The organism is Bradyrhizobium xenonodulans, assembly GCF_027594865.1.
GTDB lineage: Bacteria > Pseudomonadota > Alphaproteobacteria > Rhizobiales > Xanthobacteraceae > Bradyrhizobium > Bradyrhizobium xenonodulans.
On record NZ_CP089391.1, the window covers coordinates 1,047,154 to 1,068,786 of the forward strand.

Annotated in this window: 25 protein-coding genes; 19 read left to right on the forward strand and 6 right to left on the reverse strand. The window is 64.9% G+C overall.

Annotation, left to right across the window (positions count from 1 at the left end):
* Window positions 1-40 precede the first annotated feature (40 nt).
* On the forward strand, window positions 41-1,915 hold the full coding sequence (gene htpG / locus I3J27_RS04945) for a molecular chaperone HtpG (RefSeq protein WP_270165898.1): 1,875 nt from the start codon (window positions 41-43) through the stop codon (window positions 1,913-1,915).
* 195 nt (window positions 1,916-2,110) lie between these two features.
* Window positions 2,111-2,395 (forward strand): DUF3551 domain-containing protein, encoded by a 285-nt coding sequence (locus tag I3J27_RS04950; RefSeq protein WP_270165900.1) that lies wholly within the window; start codon window positions 2,111-2,113, stop codon window positions 2,393-2,395.
* 35 nt (window positions 2,396-2,430) lie between these two features.
* Here the strand turns inward: I3J27_RS04950 and I3J27_RS04955 are convergent, their stop codons facing one another.
* Both I3J27_RS04955 and I3J27_RS04960 read right to left on the reverse strand, forming a co-directional pair.
* The gene (locus I3J27_RS04955; RefSeq protein WP_270165902.1) at window positions 2,431-3,135 is read right to left on the reverse strand and encodes an SGNH/GDSL hydrolase family protein; all 705 of its coding nucleotides are present in this window, start codon (window positions 3,133-3,135) and stop codon (window positions 2,431-2,433) included.
* 52 nt (window positions 3,136-3,187) lie between these two features.
* Entirely contained in the window at window positions 3,188-4,204 is a 1,017-nt protein-coding gene (locus tag I3J27_RS04960) for a tripartite tricarboxylate transporter substrate binding protein (protein ID WP_270165904.1), read from the reverse strand.
* Window positions 4,205-4,388: 184 nt separating this feature from the next.
* On the opposite strand from I3J27_RS04960, the gene I3J27_RS04965 reads away from it, so the two are divergent.
* From I3J27_RS04965 to I3J27_RS04985, 5 genes are all read left to right on the forward strand, one after another.
* Complete coding sequence (locus tag I3J27_RS04965) at window positions 4,389-6,203, forward strand: long-chain-acyl-CoA synthetase (protein ID WP_270165906.1); 1,815 nt, start codon at window positions 4,389-4,391, stop codon at window positions 6,201-6,203.
* 145 nt (window positions 6,204-6,348) lie between these two features.
* Window positions 6,349-6,594 carry an acyl carrier protein gene (locus tag I3J27_RS04970; RefSeq protein ID WP_014491754.1) on the forward strand — a complete coding sequence of 82 codons (246 nt, stop codon included), beginning with the start codon at window positions 6,349-6,351 and terminating at the stop codon, window positions 6,592-6,594.
* Window positions 6,581-7,963: a class I adenylate-forming enzyme family protein gene (locus I3J27_RS04975; protein WP_270165910.1), complete on the forward strand. Its 1,383-nt coding sequence runs from the start codon at window positions 6,581-6,583 to the stop codon at window positions 7,961-7,963. The genes I3J27_RS04970 and I3J27_RS04975 overlap by 14 nt, the downstream gene beginning before the upstream one ends.
* Window positions 7,956-8,678, forward strand: a complete 723-nt coding sequence (locus I3J27_RS04980) for an SDR family NAD(P)-dependent oxidoreductase (protein ID WP_270165912.1) — start codon at window positions 7,956-7,958, stop codon at window positions 8,676-8,678. The genes I3J27_RS04975 and I3J27_RS04980 overlap by 8 nt, the downstream gene beginning before the upstream one ends.
* Window positions 8,679-8,805: 127 nt before the next feature.
* The gene (locus tag I3J27_RS04985) at window positions 8,806-9,015 is read left to right on the forward strand and encodes a hypothetical protein (RefSeq protein WP_270165915.1); all 210 of its coding nucleotides are present in this window, start codon (window positions 8,806-8,808) and stop codon (window positions 9,013-9,015) included.
* Between the two features lie 4 nt (window positions 9,016-9,019).
* Here I3J27_RS04985 and I3J27_RS04990 read toward each other — a convergent pair whose 3' ends face one another.
* On the reverse strand, window positions 9,020-9,418 hold the full coding sequence (locus tag I3J27_RS04990; protein ID WP_270172561.1) for a hypothetical protein: 399 nt from the start codon (window positions 9,416-9,418) through the stop codon (window positions 9,020-9,022).
* 207 nt (window positions 9,419-9,625) lie between these two features.
* Here I3J27_RS04990 and I3J27_RS04995 point away from each other — a divergent pair, with 207 nt between their 5' ends.
* Window positions 9,626-10,771 carry a DUF3095 domain-containing protein gene (locus I3J27_RS04995; protein WP_270165917.1) on the forward strand — a complete coding sequence of 382 codons (1,146 nt, stop codon included), beginning with the start codon at window positions 9,626-9,628 and terminating at the stop codon, window positions 10,769-10,771.
* Window positions 10,772-10,775: 4 nt separating this feature from the next.
* Here I3J27_RS04995 and I3J27_RS05000 read toward each other — a convergent pair whose 3' ends face one another.
* The 3 genes from I3J27_RS05000 to I3J27_RS05010 form a co-directional block, all read right to left on the reverse strand.
* Entirely contained in the window at window positions 10,776-11,210 is a 435-nt protein-coding gene (locus tag I3J27_RS05000; RefSeq protein ID WP_270165919.1) for a DUF2147 domain-containing protein, read from the reverse strand.
* A 95-nt stretch (window positions 11,211-11,305) separates the two neighbouring features.
* Window positions 11,306-12,691, reverse strand: a complete 1,386-nt coding sequence (locus I3J27_RS05005) for an MATE family efflux transporter (protein ID WP_270165921.1) — start codon at window positions 12,689-12,691, stop codon at window positions 11,306-11,308.
* Between the two features lie 82 nt (window positions 12,692-12,773).
* Window positions 12,774-13,301 (reverse strand): GNAT family N-acetyltransferase, encoded by a 528-nt coding sequence (locus tag I3J27_RS05010; protein WP_270165923.1) that lies wholly within the window; start codon window positions 13,299-13,301, stop codon window positions 12,774-12,776.
* Window positions 13,302-13,542: 241 nt separating this feature from the next.
* On the opposite strand from I3J27_RS05010, the gene I3J27_RS05015 reads away from it, so the two are divergent.
* The 11 genes from I3J27_RS05015 (at window position 13,543) to I3J27_RS05065 (ending at window position 21,633) form a co-directional block, all read left to right on the forward strand.
* A complete protein-coding gene (locus tag I3J27_RS05015) occupies window positions 13,543-14,139 on the forward strand; it encodes a superoxide dismutase (RefSeq protein ID WP_014491764.1) in 597 nt (198 codons plus the stop codon).
* Between the two features lie 197 nt (window positions 14,140-14,336).
* Entirely contained in the window at window positions 14,337-14,948 is a 612-nt protein-coding gene (locus I3J27_RS05020) for a permease (RefSeq protein WP_270165938.1), read from the forward strand.
* Window positions 14,945-15,445, forward strand: coding sequence for a hypothetical protein (locus tag I3J27_RS05025; protein WP_270165940.1), 501 nt, complete (start codon window positions 14,945-14,947; stop codon window positions 15,443-15,445). Before I3J27_RS05020 ends, I3J27_RS05025 begins: the two co-directional genes overlap by 4 nt.
* 44 nt (window positions 15,446-15,489) lie before the next feature.
* Window positions 15,490-15,738 (forward strand): hypothetical protein, encoded by a 249-nt coding sequence (locus I3J27_RS05030; RefSeq protein WP_270165942.1) that lies wholly within the window; start codon window positions 15,490-15,492, stop codon window positions 15,736-15,738.
* 2 nt (window positions 15,739-15,740) lie between these two features.
* Window positions 15,741-16,496, forward strand: a complete 756-nt coding sequence (locus I3J27_RS05035; protein ID WP_270165944.1) for a metal ABC transporter ATP-binding protein — start codon at window positions 15,741-15,743, stop codon at window positions 16,494-16,496.
* 6 nt (window positions 16,497-16,502) lie between these two features.
* A complete protein-coding gene (locus I3J27_RS05040) occupies window positions 16,503-17,372 on the forward strand; it encodes a metal ABC transporter permease (protein ID WP_270165946.1) in 870 nt (289 codons plus the stop codon).
* 6 nt (window positions 17,373-17,378) lie between these two features.
* The gene (locus I3J27_RS05045) at window positions 17,379-18,242 is read left to right on the forward strand and encodes a metal ABC transporter substrate-binding protein (RefSeq protein WP_270165952.1); all 864 of its coding nucleotides are present in this window, start codon (window positions 17,379-17,381) and stop codon (window positions 18,240-18,242) included.
* Window positions 18,243-18,296: 54 nt separating this feature from the next.
* On the forward strand, window positions 18,297-19,340 hold the full coding sequence (locus tag I3J27_RS05050; protein WP_270165954.1) for a CobW family GTP-binding protein: 1,044 nt from the start codon (window positions 18,297-18,299) through the stop codon (window positions 19,338-19,340).
* Window positions 19,340-20,359: a WD40 repeat domain-containing protein gene (locus tag I3J27_RS05055; RefSeq protein ID WP_270172564.1), complete on the forward strand. Its 1,020-nt coding sequence runs from the start codon at window positions 19,340-19,342 to the stop codon at window positions 20,357-20,359. Before I3J27_RS05050 ends, I3J27_RS05055 begins: the two co-directional genes overlap by 1 nt.
* Before the next feature lie 121 nt (window positions 20,360-20,480).
* Window positions 20,481-21,197 carry an MgtC/SapB family protein gene (locus tag I3J27_RS05060; RefSeq protein ID WP_270165957.1) on the forward strand — a complete coding sequence of 239 codons (717 nt, stop codon included), beginning with the start codon at window positions 20,481-20,483 and terminating at the stop codon, window positions 21,195-21,197.
* Between the two features lie 61 nt (window positions 21,198-21,258).
* Complete coding sequence (locus I3J27_RS05065) at window positions 21,259-21,633, forward strand: hypothetical protein (RefSeq protein ID WP_370691938.1); 375 nt, start codon at window positions 21,259-21,261, stop codon at window positions 21,631-21,633.

Below are 21,633 nucleotides of genomic sequence, written 5' to 3' on the forward strand. Positions count from 1 at the left end.
TCCCGGCTTTCTTCCCCCTTCTGATTGACCGGGTAAACGCATGACGACGTCAGACACGGCCGCGCATACGCAGCCATTCCAGGCCGAGGTTTCCGAACTGCTGCACCTCATGGTGCACTCGGTCTATTCCGAAACCGACATTTTCCTGCGCGAGCTGGTCTCCAACGCCTCGGATGCCTGCGACAAGCTGCGCTATGAGGCGATCGCCAGTCCCGCCCTGCTGGGCGAGGGCGACGCGCTCAAGATCCGGATCATCCCGAACAAGACGGCGGGCACCCTCACGATCGCCGACAACGGCATCGGCATGGAGCGGCAGGAGCTGATCGACCATCTCGGCACCATCGCCCGCTCCGGCACCAAGGCCTTCGTCTCGAAGTTGAAGGAGGCCAAGGACGGTCTCGGCCTGATCGGCCAGTTCGGCGTCGGCTTCTATTCCGCCTTCATGGTCGCCGACAAGATCGTCGTCGTCAGCCGACGCGCCGGCGAGAGCGATGTCTGGACCTGGACGTCCTCCGGCGGCTCCGGATTCGAGATCGCACGCGCCGGCGACGAGGAAGCGGCGCGTATCCATCGCGGCACCGAGATCGTCCTCCACCTGAAGGACGACGCCAAGAAATATCTCGAAGCCTACGAGATCGAGCGCATCGTCAGCGCCTATTCCGACAACATCCTGTTCCCGATCGAGCTCGTGCCCGAAGAGGGCGAGCCGCGCCAGATCAATTCGGCGAGCGCGCTGTGGCAGCGCTCCAAATCCGAGCTGACGCCGGAGGACTACAAGAAGGCCTATCAGCAGATCGCCTCCGCCTTCGACGATCCCGCGATGACGCTGCATTACCGTGCGGAGGGCCGTTATTCCTACGCCGTACTGCTGTTTGCGCCGTCGACAAAACCGTTCGACCTGTTCGAGCCGAACCGCAAGGGCCGCGTCAAGCTCTACGTCCGCCGCGTCTTCATCACCGACGATGCGGATTTGCTGCCGGGCTATCTCCGGTTCATCCGGGGTGTCGTCGACAGCGAGGATCTCCCGCTCAATATCTCCCGCGAGATGCTCCAGAACAATCCGCAGCTCGCGCAGATCCGCAAGGCCGTGGCGACGCGCGTCGTATCCGAGCTCGAAAGCCTTGCGGAGAAGGATCCGGAGAACTTTGCCAAGATCTGGGACGCCTTCGGCGCGGCGCTGAAGGAGGGCATCTACGAGGATTTCGAGCGGCGCGAAAAGCTGCTCGCGCTGTCGCGCTTCACCACGACGTCGGGCGAGAAGCGGTCGTTGAAGCAGGTCATCGCCGATTTCAAGCCGAACCAGACCGAAATCTATTATCTCGTCGGCGACAGCATCGAGCGGCTGAAGTCCAATCCGCGGCTGGAAGCTGCGACGGCCCGCGGCATCGAGGTGCTGCTGCTGTCCGATCCGGTCGATGCGTTCTGGACCTCGATGCCGACGGAGTTCGACGGCAAGCCGCTGAAGTCGCTGAGCCAGGGCGACCTCAATCTCGACCTGATCCCGCGCGTCGACGAAAACGACGAGGCGAGGAAGGACGAGCCGGAAGCCGACGAGGCCGCCACCATCGCGGTGATCAAGGCCGCGCTCGGCGAACGCGTCAGCGACGTCAAGGTCTCGACGCGCCTCACCAGCTCCGCCTCCTGCCTCGTTGCCGACAGCCAGGGCCCGAGTCGCGAGCTCGAGCGCATCCTGTCGCAGCAGAATCGCGGCATGAAGACCAAGCCGATCCTGGAGATCAACCTGCGCCATCCCATGGTGGGCGCGATCACCAGGGCTCAGGCCGGCTCGAAGGCGGTCGACGATCTCAGCCTGCTCCTGCTCGAGCAGGCGCAAATCCTGGATGGCGAGCTGCCGGAGGATCCGGCTGCGTTTGCGGCGAGGTTGAACCGGCTGGTGTTGCAGGGGCTCGGCTAGGCGCCAGGCCGGGCCATGCCCGGCCCGACGCCTGCGGGCTTGTGTGAGACAAGCGGCGAAACGGTCGCGTCTGTGCCGCGCGCCATCTTCACCTTGCTGTCATATGTCCCCAGGAACAGTCGCCTCCGCCGCGGTGTTATGCCATACGAGGTCGTCGGCATCAGAGTCGCCGGCGCCACCGCTACGAGGTTCTCCATGCGCTTGCCCTTCTTGACCCTCACCGCGATCTTCACGCTACTGGGCGCAGCGGATGCTAGCGCGCAGAGATACGATCCGGCCTATCCCGTTTGCATGCATCGCTACACCGGCGGCGGCCTCGGCGGCGGGGGTGGTGACTATTTCGACTGCTCCTTCACCTCGTTGCCGCAATGCCGCGCCACGGCATCGGGCCTCGCCGCGACCTGCGACCTCAACCCCTATTACGCCTTCAATGAATCGCCGCCGCCGCGCCGGCGTTACAAGAAGGTGCACCAGCACTAAAGCGGGATGACGATTCATCCAAAATTCATCGCGCCTTAGGCGCCGTGAGGCACATTGTTGACCGCGGCGGCGATCGCGTCGGTCAACTCCCAGGTCATTTTGTCCGTTGTCCAGTCGCTGGCATGCAGCCTGGCATCGTTGCCCGGATCGACCATGCGGTCGAACGAGATTTTGGCGACCTCGTGCCATCCCTTCATCAGCGCGAAGCGGCGGAAGACGTTGACGCGCCTCTCGTGCGCGATCTGGCTGATCGCCTCGACCATGGCGATCGCCTTGTCCTTCTTCGCCGGTGTCAGCACCGCAGGCACATACTGAAGGTCCATCAGGATCACGTCGATCCCCTCGGCGCCGAGCAGCCGGTCAACGCCATCACGGATGGCCTTCGTGGTGTCCGCGAACGAGGGGCCGGTGGGTTGCCACACTGAATTGGTGCCGATCTGCCAGATGACGAGATCGGGTTTGAGATCGAAGATGTCGTGGTCGAACCGCTTCAGCTCCAAAGGAGCGTCTTCGCCGCCGACGCCCCGGTTGATCACCTCGATTTCGACATTTGGAAACTTGATCCGCAGGTCCGCCAGCAGCCGCTGCGGATAAGGAGCGATGCCCCCTTCGCCTGCCGTGGTCGACGAGCCGATCGCGACTACCTTGACCTGTCCGCCCTTCAGACGGTTGGCAAAATTCGTCAGTGGTTGCTCGAACGGCGCAGCGTGAACAGCGATCTGTGAGGGGTCGAGAGCCACGGGTTGCCTCCCTTCGTAAACCGGACAACGCAAGGTAGAATGCATAGTCTGTTTACCCGGGGGCGCCTAGCCGCAGCGAGGCTGGATCGTACTCCTTCCGCACGCCCGACAGCTCGACCACGTTGCGCCAGCGATCGGTTTCCGTCGCGAGCATGTGGCCGAACTCGCCGGCATTACCATGCAGCGGGATCGCGCCGAGCTCGGCGATGCGAACCTTGATCGCCGTGTCGGACAGCGCGGTGTCGATCTCGCGATTGAGGAGGTCGACGATCTCGCGCGGCGTGTCGCTTGGGGCGCCGACGCCGTAGAACGACGAGGTCTCGTAGCCGGGCAGCGTCTGCGCGATCGGCGGCACGTCGGGCAGGATCTCCGAGCGCTCGCGCGTGGTGACGCCGAGCGCGCGGAGTTTGCCGGCGCGCACCAGCTCGAATGACGAACTGACGTTGTCGAACATGCCCTGGATCTGCCCGCTCATCACGTCGGTCAAGGCCGGCGCGGAGCCGCGATAAGGCACGTGGGTGAATTGCACGCCGGTCATCGATTTGAAGAGCTCGCCGGAGAGATGCAGCGAGGTGCCGATGCCGGAGGAGGCGATCGACATCTTGCCGGGATTGGCCTTGGCGTAGGCGACGAAGTCGGCGACGCTTCTGACCGGCAAATCGTTGTTGACGACCAGCACCAGCGGAATCCGCGCGACGCCTGCGACCGGCGCGATGCTCTTGGCGAAATCATAGGGCAGCGCCGGATCGAACGAGGCGTTGATTGCGTTCGCGGTCGAGGTCAGCAGCAGCGTGTAGCCGTCAGGGGCCGAGGTGATGACGGCCTGGGTCCCGATGTTGCTACCGGCGCCCGGCTTGTTCTCGACCACGAAAGCCTGGCCGAGCCGGTCGGACAGACGCAGGCAGAGCAGCCGCGACAGCACATCGGTGGCGCCGCCCGGCGCATAGGGCACCACCCATTTCACGCTGCGCGACGGGTAGGACGGATTGCCGATCGCAAAAGCGCGCGGCGCGGCGAGCACGGCCGCGGCACAGGTGGCGGTCTGAAGGAAATGTCGCTTGGTGATCATGATCTGCATCCCCGTTCTCGCTTTGCTATCGCAAGAACTGCGCCGCCGCGCACGCCGATCCATTTGGCTTGGTAAAGGATGACTAGCGTTAATCGCGTACTAACCGGGTTTTACCTTGTCTCTTAACACCTGGGCAGGACGCGCGGACTAAGTTGCCGGCCACCAGCAGACACGTTCCGAAAGAATGAACGACATGACCACGGGCGTCATCGAGCAACCGACAGCGGCGCGCGCACCCTCGGCCTCAAAGATCTGGCTGAAGGCGATCGAGCTCACCGCGCGCATCGAGACGCTGCCGGGCCGGCTGTTCGCCGACGTCGTCGACGATTGGGCCCGGCGTCAGCCCGATCGCACCGCGCTGGTCACGGACGACGCAAGCCTCGACTACCAAAGCCTTGCCAGACGGATCAACCGCTACGCGCGCTGGGCGCGCTCCGCCGGCGTCGCCAAGGGTGACACCGTCGCGCTGATCATGCCGAACGGCATCGATTATGTCGCCGCCTGGCTCGGCATCAGCCGCGTGGGCGGTGTGGCGGCGCTGCTCAACACCAAGCTGGTAGGACAGTCCCTGGCGCATTGCATCGATGTTGCAAAGCCCGCGCACATCATCGTCGCGCATGAGCTGACGGAGATGCTGGAGAGCGCAACGCCGCATTTGAAGACGCAGGCAAAAGTCTGGACCCATGGCGATGCCCGCAGCGAGCGTGCGATCGATGTCGCGCTTGCCGCCCTCGATGATGGCCCGCTCTTGCCGGACGAGCACGGCGGCGTCACGATCGACGACCGTGCCTTGCTGATCTATACATCCGGGACCACCGGCCTGCCGAAGGCCGCCAGCATCAGCCACCGCCGCATCCTCAATTGGGGTTTTTGGTTTGCCGGCCTCACGGGCGCGACGCCGCAGGATCGGCTTTACGACTGCCTGCCGTTGTTCCACTCGGTCGGCGGCATCGTGGCGCCATGCAGCATGCTGGCCGCCGGCGGCTCGGTGGTGATCGCGGAAAAATTCTCGGCCTCGCATTTCTGGCCGGACATCGTGCGCCATGACTGCACGCTGTTCCAATATATCGGCGAGCTCTGCCGTTATCTGCTGAAGGCGCCGCCGTCGGAATACGAGAACCGGCATCGCCTGCGGCTGGTCTGCGGCAACGGCCTGCGCGGCGACATCTGGGAGGACTTTCAGGCCCGTTTCGCCATTCCGCGCATCCTCGAATTCTACGCCGCGACGGAAGGAAATTTCTCGCTGTTCAACGTCGAGGGCCAGCCCGGCGCGATCGGCCGCATTCCGCCGCTGCTCGCGCATCGTTTTCCGGCCAGTCTCGTCAAGCTCGATCCGGATAGCGGCGCGCCGCTGCGCAATGAAGAGGGCTTTTGCCTCGCCTGCGCCCGCGGCGAGGCCGGTGAAGCCATCGGCCGTATCGGCACCGCGGACGAGGGCGGCGGCCGCTTCGAGGGCTATACGGATTCCGGCGAGACCGAGAAGAAGATCCTGCGCGACGTCTTTGCCAAGGGCGATGCCTGGTTCCGCACCGGCGACCTGATGCGGCTCGATGACAAGGGCTTCTTCCATTTCGTCGACCGCATCGGCGACACCTTCCGCTGGAAGGGCGAGAATGTCGCGACCTCGGAGGTCAACGATGCCGTGCGCGATTTCACCGGCGTGATCGATGCCACCACCTACGGCGTCAGCATCCCCGGCACTGACGGCCGCGCCGGCATGAGCGCGCTCGTCGTCAACGAGGGCTTTGACATCGACGCGCTGCCCGCCCATCTGGCGCAGCGCCTGCCGGCCTATGCCCGCCCCGTCTTCATCCGCGTCTCGCGCGAGCTCGATGCGACCGAGACATTCAAGCAGAAGAAGGGCGATCTCGCCCGCGAGGGCTTCGATCCCGCCGCGATTTCCGATCCGCTGTTCATGGCGGACCCGAAAACCGGCGCCTATGTCGCGCTCGATTGTGATATCCATACGCAAATTAACGATGGTGCGATCAGGCTGTAGCGAGCTGAAAATCCGCCAGATAGGTCCAATTTTATCTGAATTGTCCAAGAAGCCATTTACTTCTGTCGGGTAAACAAGCGGCCATGGGGAGGCGGTCATCAACAGCCGCCGTAACACCGAGATCGATAACAAGAGCGAGCCAGCCATGTCGGTAAGGTCCAAAGTCATTGAAGCGATCCAGCAGATCGCCAAAGAACAGCACGTCACGCTCCCCGCACTCTCGGACGACCTGTCCCTGCACGAGACGGGCTTCGACTCGCTCGCCTTCGCCATCCTGGTCGCGCGCCTCGAGGACGAGACCGGCGTCGACCCCTTCACCATCTCCGAGGACGTAGCGTTCCCCGCCACGGTGGGCGATTTCGTGCGGGCCTACGAAAATGTCCCCGCGTGAGATTTTTGCGCTTCGTGACCATCTCGGCGCGGAGCTGACCGGCCGCACGCTGTCGGACGCGCACCACGTCGTGTCGCTGACGGACATCCTGTCGCAGACGGTCTTGGGTGGCCGCCTGCGCGAGCTGTCGGGCCGCAGCGTGCTGCTCAAACTGTCAGACCAGCTTCGGTCCGGCCTTGCCATGATCGAGCTCGACGGCATCGCTCGTCGCATGCTGCTGTGCCCGCCCGATCTCAATCCGGCATATTTGGATGCGCTGATCGCCGATGCCGGGATCGACGCCGTCGTCACCGACGAGCCGGAACGCTGGGCCGATAGCGGTTTCTCGCTCGTCGTCACCGCGCAATTGCCGCTTCAAGCTAGCGCGCCGGCGAAGACCGAGCGTGCCATGGAATGGCTGATGCTCACCTCGGGCACCTCGGGCGTACCGAAGATCGTCGGCCATACGCTGGAAGCGCTGACCGGCGCGATCGTCGCCGAAGGCCCCGCGCGAGGCCCTGCGCCGGTGTGGGCGACGTTCTACGACATTCGCCGCTATGGCGGCCTCCAGATCTTCCTTCGCGCCATCCTCTCCGGCGGCTCCATGGTTCTGTCCGATCCGCACGAGGCACTCGGCGATCACGTCGCGCGACTGAATGCGCGCGGTGTCTCCCACATCTCCGGCACGCCCTCGCACTGGCGCAAGCTTCTGATGAGTGGCTCGGCCGCGCAGTTCAAGCCGGGTTACGTTCGCCTCTCCGGCGAGATCGCCGACCAGGCGGTGCTCGACAGCTTGAAGGCGGCATTCCCCAATTCCTCCGTCGGCCATGCCTATGCCTCGACCGAGGCCGGCGTCGGCTTCGCCGTCAACGACGGGCTGGAAGGCTTTCCGGCCGACTATCTTGGCAACCGCAACGGCGTCGAGATGAAGGTGGTCGACGGCTCGCTGCGCATCCGCTCGACGCGCACGGCGCATGCTTACATCGGCCGCAATGCGGCCGCGCTCACCGATGGCGACGGCTTCGTCGACAGCGGTGATATCGTCGAGTTGCGCGGCGACCGCTATTATTTCGTCGGCCGCCGCGGCGGCATCATCAATATCGGGGGGCTGAAGGTTCACCCCGAGGAGATCGAGGCGGTGATCAACCGCCATCCCGACGTGCGGATGTCGCGGGCGAAATCGCGGAAGAGCCCGATCACCGGCGGCATCGTCGTCGCCGACGTGATCCTCACTGAGGGCACCGATCAGACGCGGGTGAAGGAGATCCGCGACCAGATCCTGGATCAGTGCCGCGCCCAGCTCGCGTCCCACAAGGTGCCGGCGGTGATCCGCTTCGTCGAGGCGCTCGACGTCACCCCGGCCGGCAAACTGGCGCGCACCGATGCATAATGTTCTCGTCACCGGCGGTAGCCGCGGGATTGGGCTCGCAATCGGCAAGCGGCTCGCCGACGCCGGCTACAATGTGATCGCAGCGGCGCGACGCGAGAGCGACGAGCTCAAAGCCGCGGTCGCCGTCTCCGAAGGGCGCCTGCATTTCCGCGCCTGCGACCTCGCCGTGATCGACGCGATCCCGGCTTTCGCAAAACTCATCCGCGACGAGTTCGGCCCGGTCTACGGCCTTATCAACAATGCCGGCCTCGGCACCGAAGGCCTGCTCGCCACCATGCACAATTCGGAGATCGAGGCGCTGGTGCAGCTCAACGTGCTGTCGCCGATCATTCTCACCAAATATGTCGCGCGTCAGATGATGGCGGATGGCGCAGGCCGCATCATCAACATCTCCTCGATCATCGCGACCACCGGTTATAATGGCCTTTCGGTATACGGCGCGACCAAGGCCGCGGCCACCGGTTTCACCCGTTCGCTCGCGCGCGAGGTCGGCAAGCTCGGCATCACCGTGAACGCGATCGCGCCCGGTTTCATCGACACCGAACTCACACACAATCTTTCCGATGCGGCGCGCAAGCGCATCGCCGGCCGCAGCGCGCTGCGCCGCCTGCCGGAGACGGACGATGTCGCGCGGATGGTGGAATATCTGCTCGGCGAGGGCGGCCGCAACGTCACCGGCACTGTGTTCACGGTCGACGCGGGCAACACGGCCTGAAACGGAACTCCACTGCCAAAATTGCGTTGATCCGGCGCAATGACATTCAGCCGGATTTGGTCGTAAGATGCCCCGCAATCGATTGGGTTATGTCAATCGATCTGCCCCAATTGACAGGGAGCAGTCCATGACCATGTCCCACATGACCGCTTCAAATCAGGGCCGGACCGAGCAGCCTTGCGCGAAGCCGGACGAGGCGCGCTGCCCCCCGATGACGCAGCAGAATTCCGGCAGTCACGGCTACGAAATTTATCCGCAGCAATTCGTGCGCCTGATCGGCTGCCATGACGCCTCGCTCGATGCCTTGCGCAAGCGTCAGGACGAGAAGCTGCACTAACCACTCACGTTCGATGCTTCGGCGAGTCCTTCGGTAGGTCAATCCGTTCGTGTGAGAATTCCGGTGGCCCTTCGGTGAGGCGGCGGATGCGGCGTTCGCGTTCGTCTGCCGGCAATGCGGGATCGAGCAGCACCTCGATCTCGTGCACCGCCAGCTCTTCGATCTTGGTAGCGTCCGAGGCGATCGCGTGGGCTGACGTGCCTGCCGGGGGCGCGATCTTCAGGCCCAGTTCGACCAGCTTGCAGATCGCATCCGAGCGGGCCAGGTGATGGGCTTCAGCCCAGGCGTCCACGGCCTCCGTCAGCCGTTCCGGCATCTTCACGGCACTGATCGGGTCGCGTCCGGTACGCCGACGCAAAGGGGAGGTCCCGTCCTCGTTGCCAAAGTCAGACACCTCGATAATCCCGGGCAATCGTTTCTGATCAATCAACCATAGGCGCTAATCAGAGGGCGCGGCTTGATGCCGATCAATGACGGGCTGCGGCAATGCAGCGCGGTGCGGCCTTGTTGTCCGGGTCCGTTTCAGCCAATGATCGGGAATCGAACCCTGATCGATCCTGCCACGTATCTGTCCTCGCAACGCGCGTCCCAACAATCCGGCAATCACCCGATGACCTCAGGCGAATCCTTCTACGGCGGCATTCCGGTCTTCCGCGGCTTCACCAGCCTGATGGACCCCGCGCTCTATGCGCCGCTGCCGGATGACTGGAGCATCGGCGTCGCCGACATCGTCGATTCCACCAAGGCAATCGCCGCGCAACGCTACAAGGCCGTCAACATGGCCGGCGCGGCCGTGATCGCTGCAATGACCAATGCGCTGGAGGGCCACGAATTTCCTTTCGTGTTCGGCGGCGATGGCGCCAGCTTTGCGGTTGCGCCTTCCGATCTCACGCGGGCCCGCGAGGCGCTGGCTGCGACCGCGGCATGGGTGCGGGAAGATCTCGATCTGACGATGCGCGTCGCGCTGGTGCCGGTGAGTGCCATCCGTGCACAGGGGCTCGACGTACGCGTTGCGCGTTTCGGACCGTCGGCCAATTTGTCCTATGCGATGTTTTCCGGCGGCGGGCTGGCCTGGGCCGATGCCGCGATGAAGCGCGGCGAGTTTGCGGTCGCCGAGGCGCCGGCCGGCACGCAGCCCGATCTGTCCGGCCTGTCCTGCCGCTTCGAGGTGATGCCGTCCGCGCGTGGGCTGATCCTGTCGGTGCTGGTGATGCCGGCGCGTGGGGCGGATCCCTCAGCCTTCCGCAAGGTGATCGAGGACATCATCCACCTTGTCGAGCGTAGCCCCGATGGCGGCCGCCCGGTGCCGCCGCAGGGGCCGCCGCTGAAATGGCCGCCGCAGGGGTTGGATTTTGAAGCCCGCGCCAGGCGCGGCGGCCCGCTGATCGCGCGTCGCGCCAGCGCGCTGGCCTACACGCTGTTCGTCTATCTGATCATGCGTTTCGACCTCAAGATCGGCGGCTTCGTGCCCAACGTCTACACGCGCCAGGTGGTCGAGAACTCGGACTTTCGCAAATATGACGATGGCCTGCGCATGATCCTCGACTGCACGCCGCAGCTCGAACGCGCCTTGAGCGATCGCCTCGCGGCGGCCGCGCGCGATGGCGTCGTGCGCTATGGTCTCTACCAGCAGGACGCCGCAATGATGACCTGCTTCACGCCGTCGGCGCTGCGCAGCGACCACGTCCATTTCATCGACGGTGCGCGGGGCGGCTACGCCTCGGCGGCGACGGCATTGAAGGCGATGACGGCTTGACGCGTCAGTGCCCCGCGCGTGTCCAGGTCTCGCCGCCGCAGAGCGCGCCGACGCAGCCCTCGACCCGCAGCGAGTCCGCGCCCGTCACGCTGACGCTGCTCGCGTAGGTGCTGCCGTCGTCGGCATTGTAGATCTGGCCCGACCATTTGTTCGCCCCCGAAGGCTGCATGCCGCTGAACAGCGGCAGGCCGATCATCGGCCGCCTTGCGAGTGCGGGATTGGGATTCTTGCTGTCGGTGGCGGGCTGGCCGGTCGCGGTGTCATGGGGCTCGCGCAGCCAGACGACATTGCCGCAGATGCCGCCGCCGCATTTGCTGATCTTGACGCGGGCATCGCCCGCCTGGGTCAGCCAGATCCCGTCGGCGCTCTGTGCATGAGCGGCAGTCGCGCCAAGCAACGCAGCCAGGAGGACAGAGAGGATGGCGAATCTGCTGAACATGAAGAGTGCCCCAAAAATGGAGCGCCTCCATAGCAGCCCGGCAGGATAGTGCAACGCTGGATGGAATCACATTCTCGCGCTTATTTCGCCTGCGCTCATTTGCCCCAGCGTGCGAAGGCGACCGAGGCCGCGGTCGAAAGCCCGAACACGACCATTGCGCCGCCGACCAGCGCGAACAATGTCCAGGCCGGCGCCTGCGCCGTCATCAGGCCGATGCCACCGATCGCGACGATCAGCAGCCGTGCGGTGGAGGCGAGCACCGGACCGCCAACGCGCGCCGCGCCTTGCGAGGAGAAGTACAACGACACGCCGATGCCGAAGAACATGAAGGCAGGGCCCGCCCAGTGGAAATAGCTGTGCGCGGCCGCAGTGACGCCGGGATCGCTCGTGAACAGCGACACCCACAAAGCCGGGTCGAGCGCGATGACGAGGCCGATCAGGCCGACGGTGATGCCGGAGGCCGCAGCCGCGGTCCAGGCCACACGCCGCGCGCGCTTGATATGGTCGGCGCCGACTGCCATGCCGACCATCGGCACCGAGGCGATGCCGAAGGCGAAAGTGATCGGGATCAGCAAGAATTCCAGCCGCGAGCCGATGCCGTAACCCGCGAGCATCTCGGTGCCGAAGGTCGCCAGGATCTTCGTGAAGATGAGGATGGTGAGCACGGTCTGGAGCGGCGACAGGCAGGCGACCGCGCCGACTTTGAGAATGTCCAGGAACATAGCGCGTTCGAACTGAAACGCGCGGACCGCCAGCGGCAGCCGGCTGCGGCCGGACAGGAGATACCAGAGGAAGAAGATCGCGGCGCAAGTGAACGCGATCAGCTGGCCGGCGGCAACACCCGGCATGCCGAATTGCTTCACGCCGAACAGGCCGAGCCCCAGCGTGCCGCCGAGCACGATCTGGAGCACGCTCGACCCGATCAGAATCATCGAAGGCAGGCGCATGTCGCCGGTGCCACGGATCACCGAGGCCAATGTGTTGACGAGCCAGATCGCGACCGCGCCGGAGAACAGCATCTGCGAATAGCCGCTGGCCTCCTCGAGCACACGCTCGCGTCCACCGAGCAGCATGAAGAACGAGCGGCCGAAAGCGAGCATCATCACCGTGAAGAACAGCCCGCCGCAGAGGCCGATGATGGCGGCATGCATCGCCAGCGTCGCGGCGCGGTCACGATCCCCGGCGCCGAGCGCGCGGCTGATCGCCGACGACACGCCGCCGCCCATCGCGCCCGCGCTCATCATCTGCGTCAGCATCGCGAACGGAAACACCAGCGCGATCGCCGCGAGCGGGACGGTGCCGAGCCGGCCGATATAGGAGGTCTCGGCGATCGCAACCAGCGTGCTGCCGACCATCGCGATCATGTTGGGGATCGCGAGCCGCAGCAGCGTCGGCAGGATCGGCGCCGTCAGAAGGCTGGCGATGGGGGAGGCGACCGGTGCGCGAGGCGGCGCGGCGTCTACAGGGGCGTCGATCGTCATGTCTCACCGGGCGGAATATTAGATGATGATCGACATTCTATATGGTGCGGTCATTCCGCGCAGCCCTCCCGTCACGCAGGGCTCACCACGGCAGGCCGCATAGGTCGATGGTGCCCAAGGTCGGCGCGCGGACGATGTTGAAGACGTAGGGCGCCATGTGGGTGAAGCGGATCCGCCCCTCCGGCTGCTCGCAATAGACCTCGCCCTTGAAGGGCAGCCAGCTCCGGGTCTCGTAGAACGAAAAGTTGTGGGGCTCGCAGAACAGCAGCGCGAAGCGAACGGCCTCGTTGGCGCGCATGGTATGTACCGCCGCGTCGATCGCCACGGTCGCATAGCCGCGGCCGCGCCGGTCCTCCCGCGTGCAGACCCCGCCGATGCCGCCGACATGGACCTTCTGCCCATTCCAGATGACGGTGCGGAAATAGATGCCGACATGGCAGACGAGGCCGTCCTCCGGCGTCTCGATCAGCACGCGCAAATCGGCATTGGCCCATTTGACGTGAGCCCAGGGCTTGTCTGCGATCTGTTCCGGACCCCAGACCGCCTGATGCAACGGCTCCACGATCGGCCACGAAGCGTCGCCATTGAGGATGTCGATCTCGATGCTCATGGGAGCGTCCTTTGCAATTCTGCTCGGTAGCGCATTCGTTCTGTCATAAGCGCCTCAAAGGCAATGATATTTTGCGGCGAACCGTCCGCTTGACCGACCGCCGCTTGCTGAGATGATTTTGTGCAATCAGGCCCCGCCAGCTCATCACGCATTTGCGCAAATTGGCGGTATTTAACGGCGGCGGAACCTTCTATAAGAGTCCCCGTTAAGCCAGTTCCCCATCAGTCGCGGACAACATCCCATGACCTTTACGCTGCCCCCCCTCCCTTACGCCTATGACGCCCTCGGCCAGTTCATGTCGAAGGAGACGCTGGAATTCCACCACGACAAGCATCATCAGGCCTACGTCACCAACGGCAACAACGCGCTCAAGGGCACCGAATGGGAAGGCAAATCCCTTGAGGAGATCGTCAAGGGCTCGTTCGGCAAGAACCCCGCGGTGTTCAACAACGCCGGTCAGCACTACAATCACATCCACTTCTGGAGCTGGATGAAGCCCAATGGCGGCGGCACCAAGCTGCCGGGCAAGCTCGAGAAGAAGATCAACGAGGACCTCGGCGGCTTCGAGAAGTTCAAGACTGACTTCCAGGCGGCCGGCGTCGGCCAGTTCGGCTCGGGCTGGTGCTGGCTCCAGGTCAAGAACGGCAAGCTCGAGATCTCCAAGACCCCGAACGGCGAGAACCCGCTGGTGCACGGCGCCACGCCGATCCTCGGCTGCGACGTCTGGGAGCACTCCTACTACATCGACTATCGCAACCGCCGTCCGGACTATCTGAAGGCGTTCGTCGAGAACCTCGTGAACTGGGAATACGTCGAGTCCCTGTTCGACAAGGCCTGAGGCCTCACACATTTCGGATTCGGCTTTTGCCGCTCCGGGATGACGGAATCGAAAAGGCGGTCGCGCGCGCGGCCGCCTTTTTGCTGTGCGGAATTGCCCTGCGCGGCGCGCGCATGGGTCTGTCATCGTTCCGTTTGCATGGCGTCGTCGGCGCCCTTAATCAGGATGGGCATCACCCTCGAGCCGCCCCACACCCGTTGTCAGAACCTTCCCCGAAAAGTCCTGCGCCTGCCGAGGACGCGGAGTCCGAGCCGCGGCCGGGGCGCGTGCGCAAGCCGATCGGCTGGTCGACCATCATCATCGCAGCCTTGGTGGCGGTGAGCGCGGCGCTGGTCTGGCGGCGTGACGGCACCGGCGGCGTTCTCGACATCCTGACCCACGACCTCTCGCTGTTCGGCGGCATCCTGCCGCGCGTGCTCGCCGGCTGCCTGCTCGGGGCGTTCATCTCCGAAATCCTGCCGCACGAAAAAGTCTCGCGCTCGCTGGGGCCGAAATCGGGTCTGAAGGGGCTTTTGATCGGCACCGCCTTCGGCGCGATCCTGCCCGGCGGCCCCTTCACCGCCTATCCGGTGGCGAGCGCACTGCTCGCGGTCGGTGCCGATTTCGGCGCGACGATCGCGATGGTCGTGAGCTGGACCCTGATCGGTTATGGCCGTGCGGTGGCCTGGGAAATCCCGATCATGGGCACCGATTTCACACTGTGGCGGATCCTGATCTCGCTGCCGCTGCCGGTGCTCGCCGGCGCGCTCGGCCGCTTCGTCTATGTACGGCTCTATCCGACACAAGCCGCGAAGGACGACGAGAGTTGAGCGCGGCGCTTTTCATCGACATCCTGCTGTGGGGCTCGGTGTTCGGCGTCGGCCTGATCGCCTTCCGCCGCGGCCCTCCCGTGTTCAAGGCCTCGCTGCGCGAAGGCTCGATGGACTTCATCAACATCGTGCCGCGGATCGCGCTGGGCGTGATCGGCTCCGGCTACATCGCCGCCATCATCCCGCAGGAGGTGATCACCGGCTGGCTCGGCCCGAACAGCGGCTGGCCCGGTGTTGCGACCGCCGTGGTCGCCGGTGCCGCCACGCCCGGCGGCCCGGTGATCGGCTTCTCCATTGGGACGGTGGCGCTGAAGTCCGGCGGCGGGGTGCCGCAGGTGGTCGCCTATGTCGTCGCCTGGGCGCTGTTCGCCTTCCAGCGGGTGATTTTGTGGGAAATCCCGTTCATGCCGGCCCGCTTCGTCTGGTTCCGTTGCGCCGTCTCGATCCCGTTCCCGTTCGTGGCGGCCGCCATCGCGATGGTGATCGGCAAGCCTTGAGCCGGCCGTGGACAGGCGTAATGTTATAATATAACGTCCTTGGCATGGTTCCCGCCGCGTCCCACGCCCATCATCACGACCATGCGCATGACCACTCCCACGGTCATTCCCACGACCATGAGCATTCGCACGGGCACGACCACACCCACGCCCATGTCCACGATGCTGCCTCGCCGCATCCCGCCCAAGACGCGCCCTGGTCGATCCTGCGCATGACCTTGGCGGCCCGCCTGTCGGCCGCGATGGCCGTCTGCGCCGTGCTCTGGGGCATCGTCTGGCTGGCGATGAGGTGACCATGGCACAGCTGGCATTTCACAACGTCACGCTCGGCTATGATCGCCATCCGGCCGTGCACCACCTCAACGGCGAAGTCGCAGCCGGTGCGCTGGTCGCCGTGATCGGCCCGAACGGCGCCGGCAAGTCGACGCTGCTGCGCGGCATCGTCGGCATTCTCCGCCCGCTTGACGGCAGCATTCATCTCGGCGGGCTCGACAGCAGGGATATCGCCTATCTGCCGCAGAGCGCGGAAATCGACCGCAGCTTCCCGATCTCGGTGTTCGATTTCGTCGGCACCGGGCTGTGGCGCGACGCCGGCCTGTTCGGCGGCATCGGCAAGGCCGCGCGCGAAAAGATTCTTCGCGCGATCGCGTCCGTGGGTCTCAATGGCTTCGAGAACCGGCCGATCGGCACGCTCTCGGGCGGCCAGATGCAGCGCGTGCTGTTCGCACGCGTGCTGCTCCAGGATGCGCGCCTGATCGTGCTCGACGAGCCCTTCAACGCCATCGACAGCAAGACCACGACTGACCTGCTCGCGCTGGTGAAGCACTGGCATGGCGAGGGCCGCACCGTGCTCGCCGCGCTCCACGACATGGAGATGGTGCGCAACCATTTCAGCGAGACGCTGGTGCTGGCGCGCGGTCCCGTGGCGTGGGGGCCGACGGCTGAGGTGCTGACGCCGGAAAATCTGCTGGTCGCGATGCGCATGTGCGAAGCCTTCGACGACAGCGCGGCGGCCTGCGCGGCCGACGATTCCCGCTCGCGGGCGGCGTGATCTCCGATGATCCATGACGCGCTGATCGGTCCGTTCACCGAATTCGAGTTCATGCGGCGGGCGCTTGCCGCCGTGATCGCGCTGTCGCTTGCGGGCGCGCCGATCGGCGTATTTCTGATGCTGCGGCGGATGAGTCTCGTCGGCGATGCCATGGCGCATGCGATCCTGCCCGGCGCGGCGGTCGGCTTCCTGCTGTCAGGCCTCAATTTGTTCGCGATGACGGCCGGCGGCCTGATTGCCGGCTTTGCCGTGGCGATCCTCGCCGGCGTCGTCGCGCGCTCGACCGGGCTGAAGGAGGATGCTTCGCTCGCGACCTTCTATCTGGCCTCGCTGGCGCTGGGCGTCACCATCGTCTCGATCAAGGGCACCAATATCGACCTGTTGCACGTGCTGTTCGGCAACATCCTCGCGATGGACGACCAGACGCTGCTGGTTGTGGCCTTCAATGCCACCGTGACGCTGCTCGTGCTCGCAGTGATCTACCGCCCGTTGGTAATCGAGAGCGTCGATCCCCTGTTCCTGCGCACCGTCAGCCGCGCCGGCGGCCCCGCGCATCTCGCCTTTCTCGCGCTCGTCGTCATCAACCTCGTCAACGGCTTTCAGGCGCTCGGCACATTGCTCGCGGTTGGCCTGATGATCCTGCCGGCGGGCATTGCACGGTTCTGGTCGCGCGATCTCACCGTCATGATCTGTATCGCGGTCGCCGCCGCCGCTCTCTCGGGCTATGCCGGTCTTGTGCTGTCGTTCCAGACCCGCGTGCCGTCGGGCCCGGCGATCATTCTCGTGGCGACCGTGATCTATATCGTCTCCGTTCTGTTCGGCCGCGTCGGCGGGATCGTCCGGCAGCTGTTTCCCGGCCGGCATCTGGAAGCGTGACGGGCGATGCGCTTCCTTCTGCTCTCCGTCCTGCTGATGATCGCCTCGCCGCTGCATGCCGCGGAGCGGCTCAATGTCGTCGCGAGCTTCTCGATCCTGGCCGATTTCGTCCGCAATGTCGGTGGTGACAGGATCAACCTGACCACGCTGGTCGGCGCTGACAGCGACGTCCACGTCTATGCGCCGGCGCCTGGCGATGCGAAGCGGATCGCGGAGGCAAAGCTCGTCATCGTCAACGGCCTTGGCCTCGAGGGCTGGCTGCCGCGCCTCGTGCAGTCCGCAGGCAGCAAGGCGCAGGTGGTGACCGCGAGCGTCGGCATCGCGCCGCTGAAACTCAGCTCCGCCGCCGATCCCCATGCCTGGCAGTCCGTCCCCAATGCCAGGGTCTACGTGACCGACATCGCCAATGCGCTGGCCGCGTCCGCTCCCGATGACGCGGAGTTCTTTCGCGCCCAGGCCAACGCTTATCTGGAAAAGCTCGAAACGCTGGACCGCGAGGTCCGCGACGCCGTGTCTAAAATACCCCTGGAACGGCGCAAGGTGATCTCGACCCACGACGCCTTCGGCTATTTCGCCGCCGAGTACGGCGTCCAGTTCGTGGCCCCCCTGGGCGTCTCGACCGAAACCGAGCCTAGCGCGCGGGACATCGCGGCCATCATCGGCCAGATCAAGGCCCAAAAAATCCCGGCGGTATTTCTGGAAAATATTAGCGACGACCGGCTGATCCGGCGGATCGCGGCCGAGACCGGCGCAAAAGTCGGCGGGACCTTGATTTCGGACGGCTTGACCGGCGAAAAGGGGCCTGCACCCACTTACATTGATATGGTCAGGCACAATATAAAGGCCCTGACCAGCGCGCTTGACCATTAGGGCAGGGGCCACCCCGCCTCGCGTCGCGCGAAAAGCCCGAAGTCCGGAGTTGTTATGTCTGAAGCGACTGCCCAGAAAATTCCCGTGACCGTCCTGACCGGCTATCTCGGTGCCGGCAAGACCACGCTCTTGAACCGCATCCTGTCGGAAAACCACGGCAAGAAATACGCCGTCATCGTCAACGAGTTCGGCGAGATCGGCATCGACAACGACCTCATCATCGGCGCCGATGAGGAAGTGTTCGAGATGAACAACGGTTGCATCTGCTGCACCGTGCGCGGCGACCTCGTCCGCATCATGGACGGCTTGATGAAACGCAAGGGCAAGTTCGACGCCATCATCGTCGAGACCACCGGCCTTGCCGATCCTGCGCCGGTCGCCCAGACCTTCTTCGTCGACGAGGACGTGCAGAAGAACGCGCGCCTCGATGCGGTGGTCACGGTCGCCGACGCCAAATGGCTGTCCGACCGTTTGAAGGATGCGCCCGAGGCCAAGAACCAGATCGCCTTTGCCGATGTCATCGTGCTGAACAAGACCGATCTCGTCACCAAGCCCGAGCTTGCCGAGGTCGAGGCCCGCATCCGCGGCATCAACCCTTATGCGAAACTCCATCGCACCGAGCGCTGCTCGGTGGCGCTCGCCGACGTGCTCGACCGCGGCGCTTTCGATCTCGACCGCATCCTCGACATCGAGCCGGACTTCCTGAATGCCGATGATCATGACCACGACCATGATCATCACGACCACGATCATCACCACCACCATGATCACGGCCACGGCCTGAAGCATTATCACGACGAGGACATGCAGTCGCTCTCGCTCAAGACCGACAAGCCGCTCGATCCGAACGTGTTCATGCCCTGGCTCCAGAACCTGGTGCAGGTTGAAGGCGGCAAGATCCTGCGCTCCAAGGGCATCCTCGCCTTCCACGACGACGACGACCGCTACGTCTTCCAGGGCGTCCACATGATGCTGGAGGGCAACCACCAGCGGAAGTGGAAGGACGGCGAGCCGCGCGAGAGCCGCCTCGTCTTCATCGGCCGCGAATTGCCGGAAAAGGCCATTCGCGAGGGCTTTGAGAGCTGCATCGTCGCGTGATGAAAGAATTTACGCCGGCCCCCGATTCCGCTTCGATCGTCTCCGTCACCGACCGCGTCAAGCCGGTTGCGCTCGGCATGGGCGTGACCTCGGTGCATTTCCTCGGGCCCCGCGCCGCCTTCGTCGGCGGTGAGGAGAACGTCGCGTTCGTCGACGCCAAGGGCGAGATCAGCACGGTCGCCGTGCATAGCGGCGGCATTCTCTCGACCGCCTCCGACGGCAAGCGCCTCATGATGGGCGGCGACGACGGCAAGGTCGTCTCGCTCGACGCCAAGGGTGAGGTGACGCTGCTCGCCACCGATCCGAAGCGGCGCTGGATCGACGCGGTGGCGCTGCACGCCGACGGCGCCTTCGCCTGGTCGGCCGGCAAGACCGCGACCGTCAAGAGCGGCAAGGCCGAGGAGAAATCGCTCGAGGTGCCCTCGACCGTCGGCGGCCTTGCCTTCGCGCCGAAGGGGCTGCGGCTCGCGATCGCGCATTACAATGGCGCCACGCTGTGGTTTCCGAACATGGAGGGATCGGCCGAATTCCTGCCCTGGGCCGGCTCGCATCTCGGCGTCTCCTTTAGTCCGGACAACAAGTTCCTGGTCACCACGATGCACGAGGCGGCGCTGCACGGCTGGCGGCTCGCCGATAACAGGCACATGCGCATGACCGGCTATCCCGGCCGCGTCCGCTCGATGTCCTGGAGCGCGGGCGGCAAGGGGCTGGCGACCTCGGGCGCCGACACCGTCATCATCTGGCCGTTCGGCAGCAAGGACGGCCCGATGGGCAAGGAGCCCGCAATGCTCGCGCCGCTTCAGGCGCGCGTCTCCGTGGTCGCCTGCCATCCGAAAAATGACATTCTCGCCGCCGGCTACAGCGACGGCACCGTGCTGATGGTGCGGCTCGAGGACGGCGCGGAAATTTTGGTCCGCCGCAACGGCACGCCGCCGGTGGCCGCGATCGCCTGGAACGCCAAGGGCACGCTGCTGGCGTTCGCCGACGAAAATGGGGATGGCGGCCTGCTGGAGCTTTAATCTGTCATCCTTCAAGTCGTAGGGTGGGCAAAGGCGCCCTTGCGCCACGCCCACGATCTGTTTGTGTTGACGGAAGTCGTGGGCACGCTTCGCTTTGCCCACCCTACGGCAGCTCACATCCATGCGGTTTCTGACGACCTTCCAGATTGCTGACTTCGCGGACACGCTGGTCAGCCTGACCACGGCCTTCGTGCTGGGCACGCTGATCGGCGCCGAGCGGCAGTATCGCCAGCGCACCGCAGGCCTGCGCACCAATGTGCTGGTCGCTGTCGGCGCCGCCGCGTTCGTCGATCTCGCCATGCACCTGACCGGCGCCGACGGCGCGGTCCGGGTGATTTCCTATGTCGTCTCCGGCATCGGCTTCCTCGGCGCCGGCGTCATCATGAAGCAGGGCATGGATGTGCGCGGGCTCAACACCGCCGCGACATTATGGGCCTCTGCCGCGGTCGGCTCCTGCGCCGGGGCCGACATGGTCGCGCAGGCGGCCGCGCTGACCGTGTTCGTCATTGCCGGCAACACCATGTTGCGCCCGCTGGTCAATGCCATCAACCGCATTCCGCTGAACGAGAAGGCCCTGGAGGCAACCTACTACTTCAAGCTCGCGGTCGCGGCGGATGCCGTGCCCGACATGCGTGACCGGCTCGTCGAGAAACTCGAGGGCGCAAAGTATCCGGTGGCCGATATCGACGTGGTCGAGACCGGGGACGATTTGATCGAGATCGTCGCAAAGCTGGTGGCGACTGCGGTCGATCCGAACGAGCTGAATGTGGTCGCGACCGACCTCCAGCATCTGCCGGGCGTGCGCCACGCCACCTGGGAAGTCAGCACGACGGAGTGAGCGCGGCGTTCTGGCGCACGAACGTGGGGTTCCAGCACCTCCGGCACGGAACCGCAATCGTATGAGTTCGTTGATTCCGCGGACAAATGCGGTGATCGACATGACCGGCAATGACAAGCGCAGACTGAAACTGGATCTGATGATCGCCTGTTCGATGTTCGCCACAGGCGTGGTGGTGACAGGCCTATCGCTCGCGCAAATCCGCGCCGAGAGCCGGACGCAGATGGCGCAGACGACGGCACCGCTCCAGGGCGCGCCGTCCGACGATCAGGGCAAGACCCCCGCGGAATCCAAGCCCGGCGGCGATCGGCCAACCACGCCGGCGCCGGAGCCTGCGCGTCCCGATCCGCAGACGCAAGGCGCGGCGGGCGCGGCAAAACCGGCATTGCCGCCGGCCCCTGCCGAGAAGATCGCGCCGCCGATCAAGGAGAAGTAG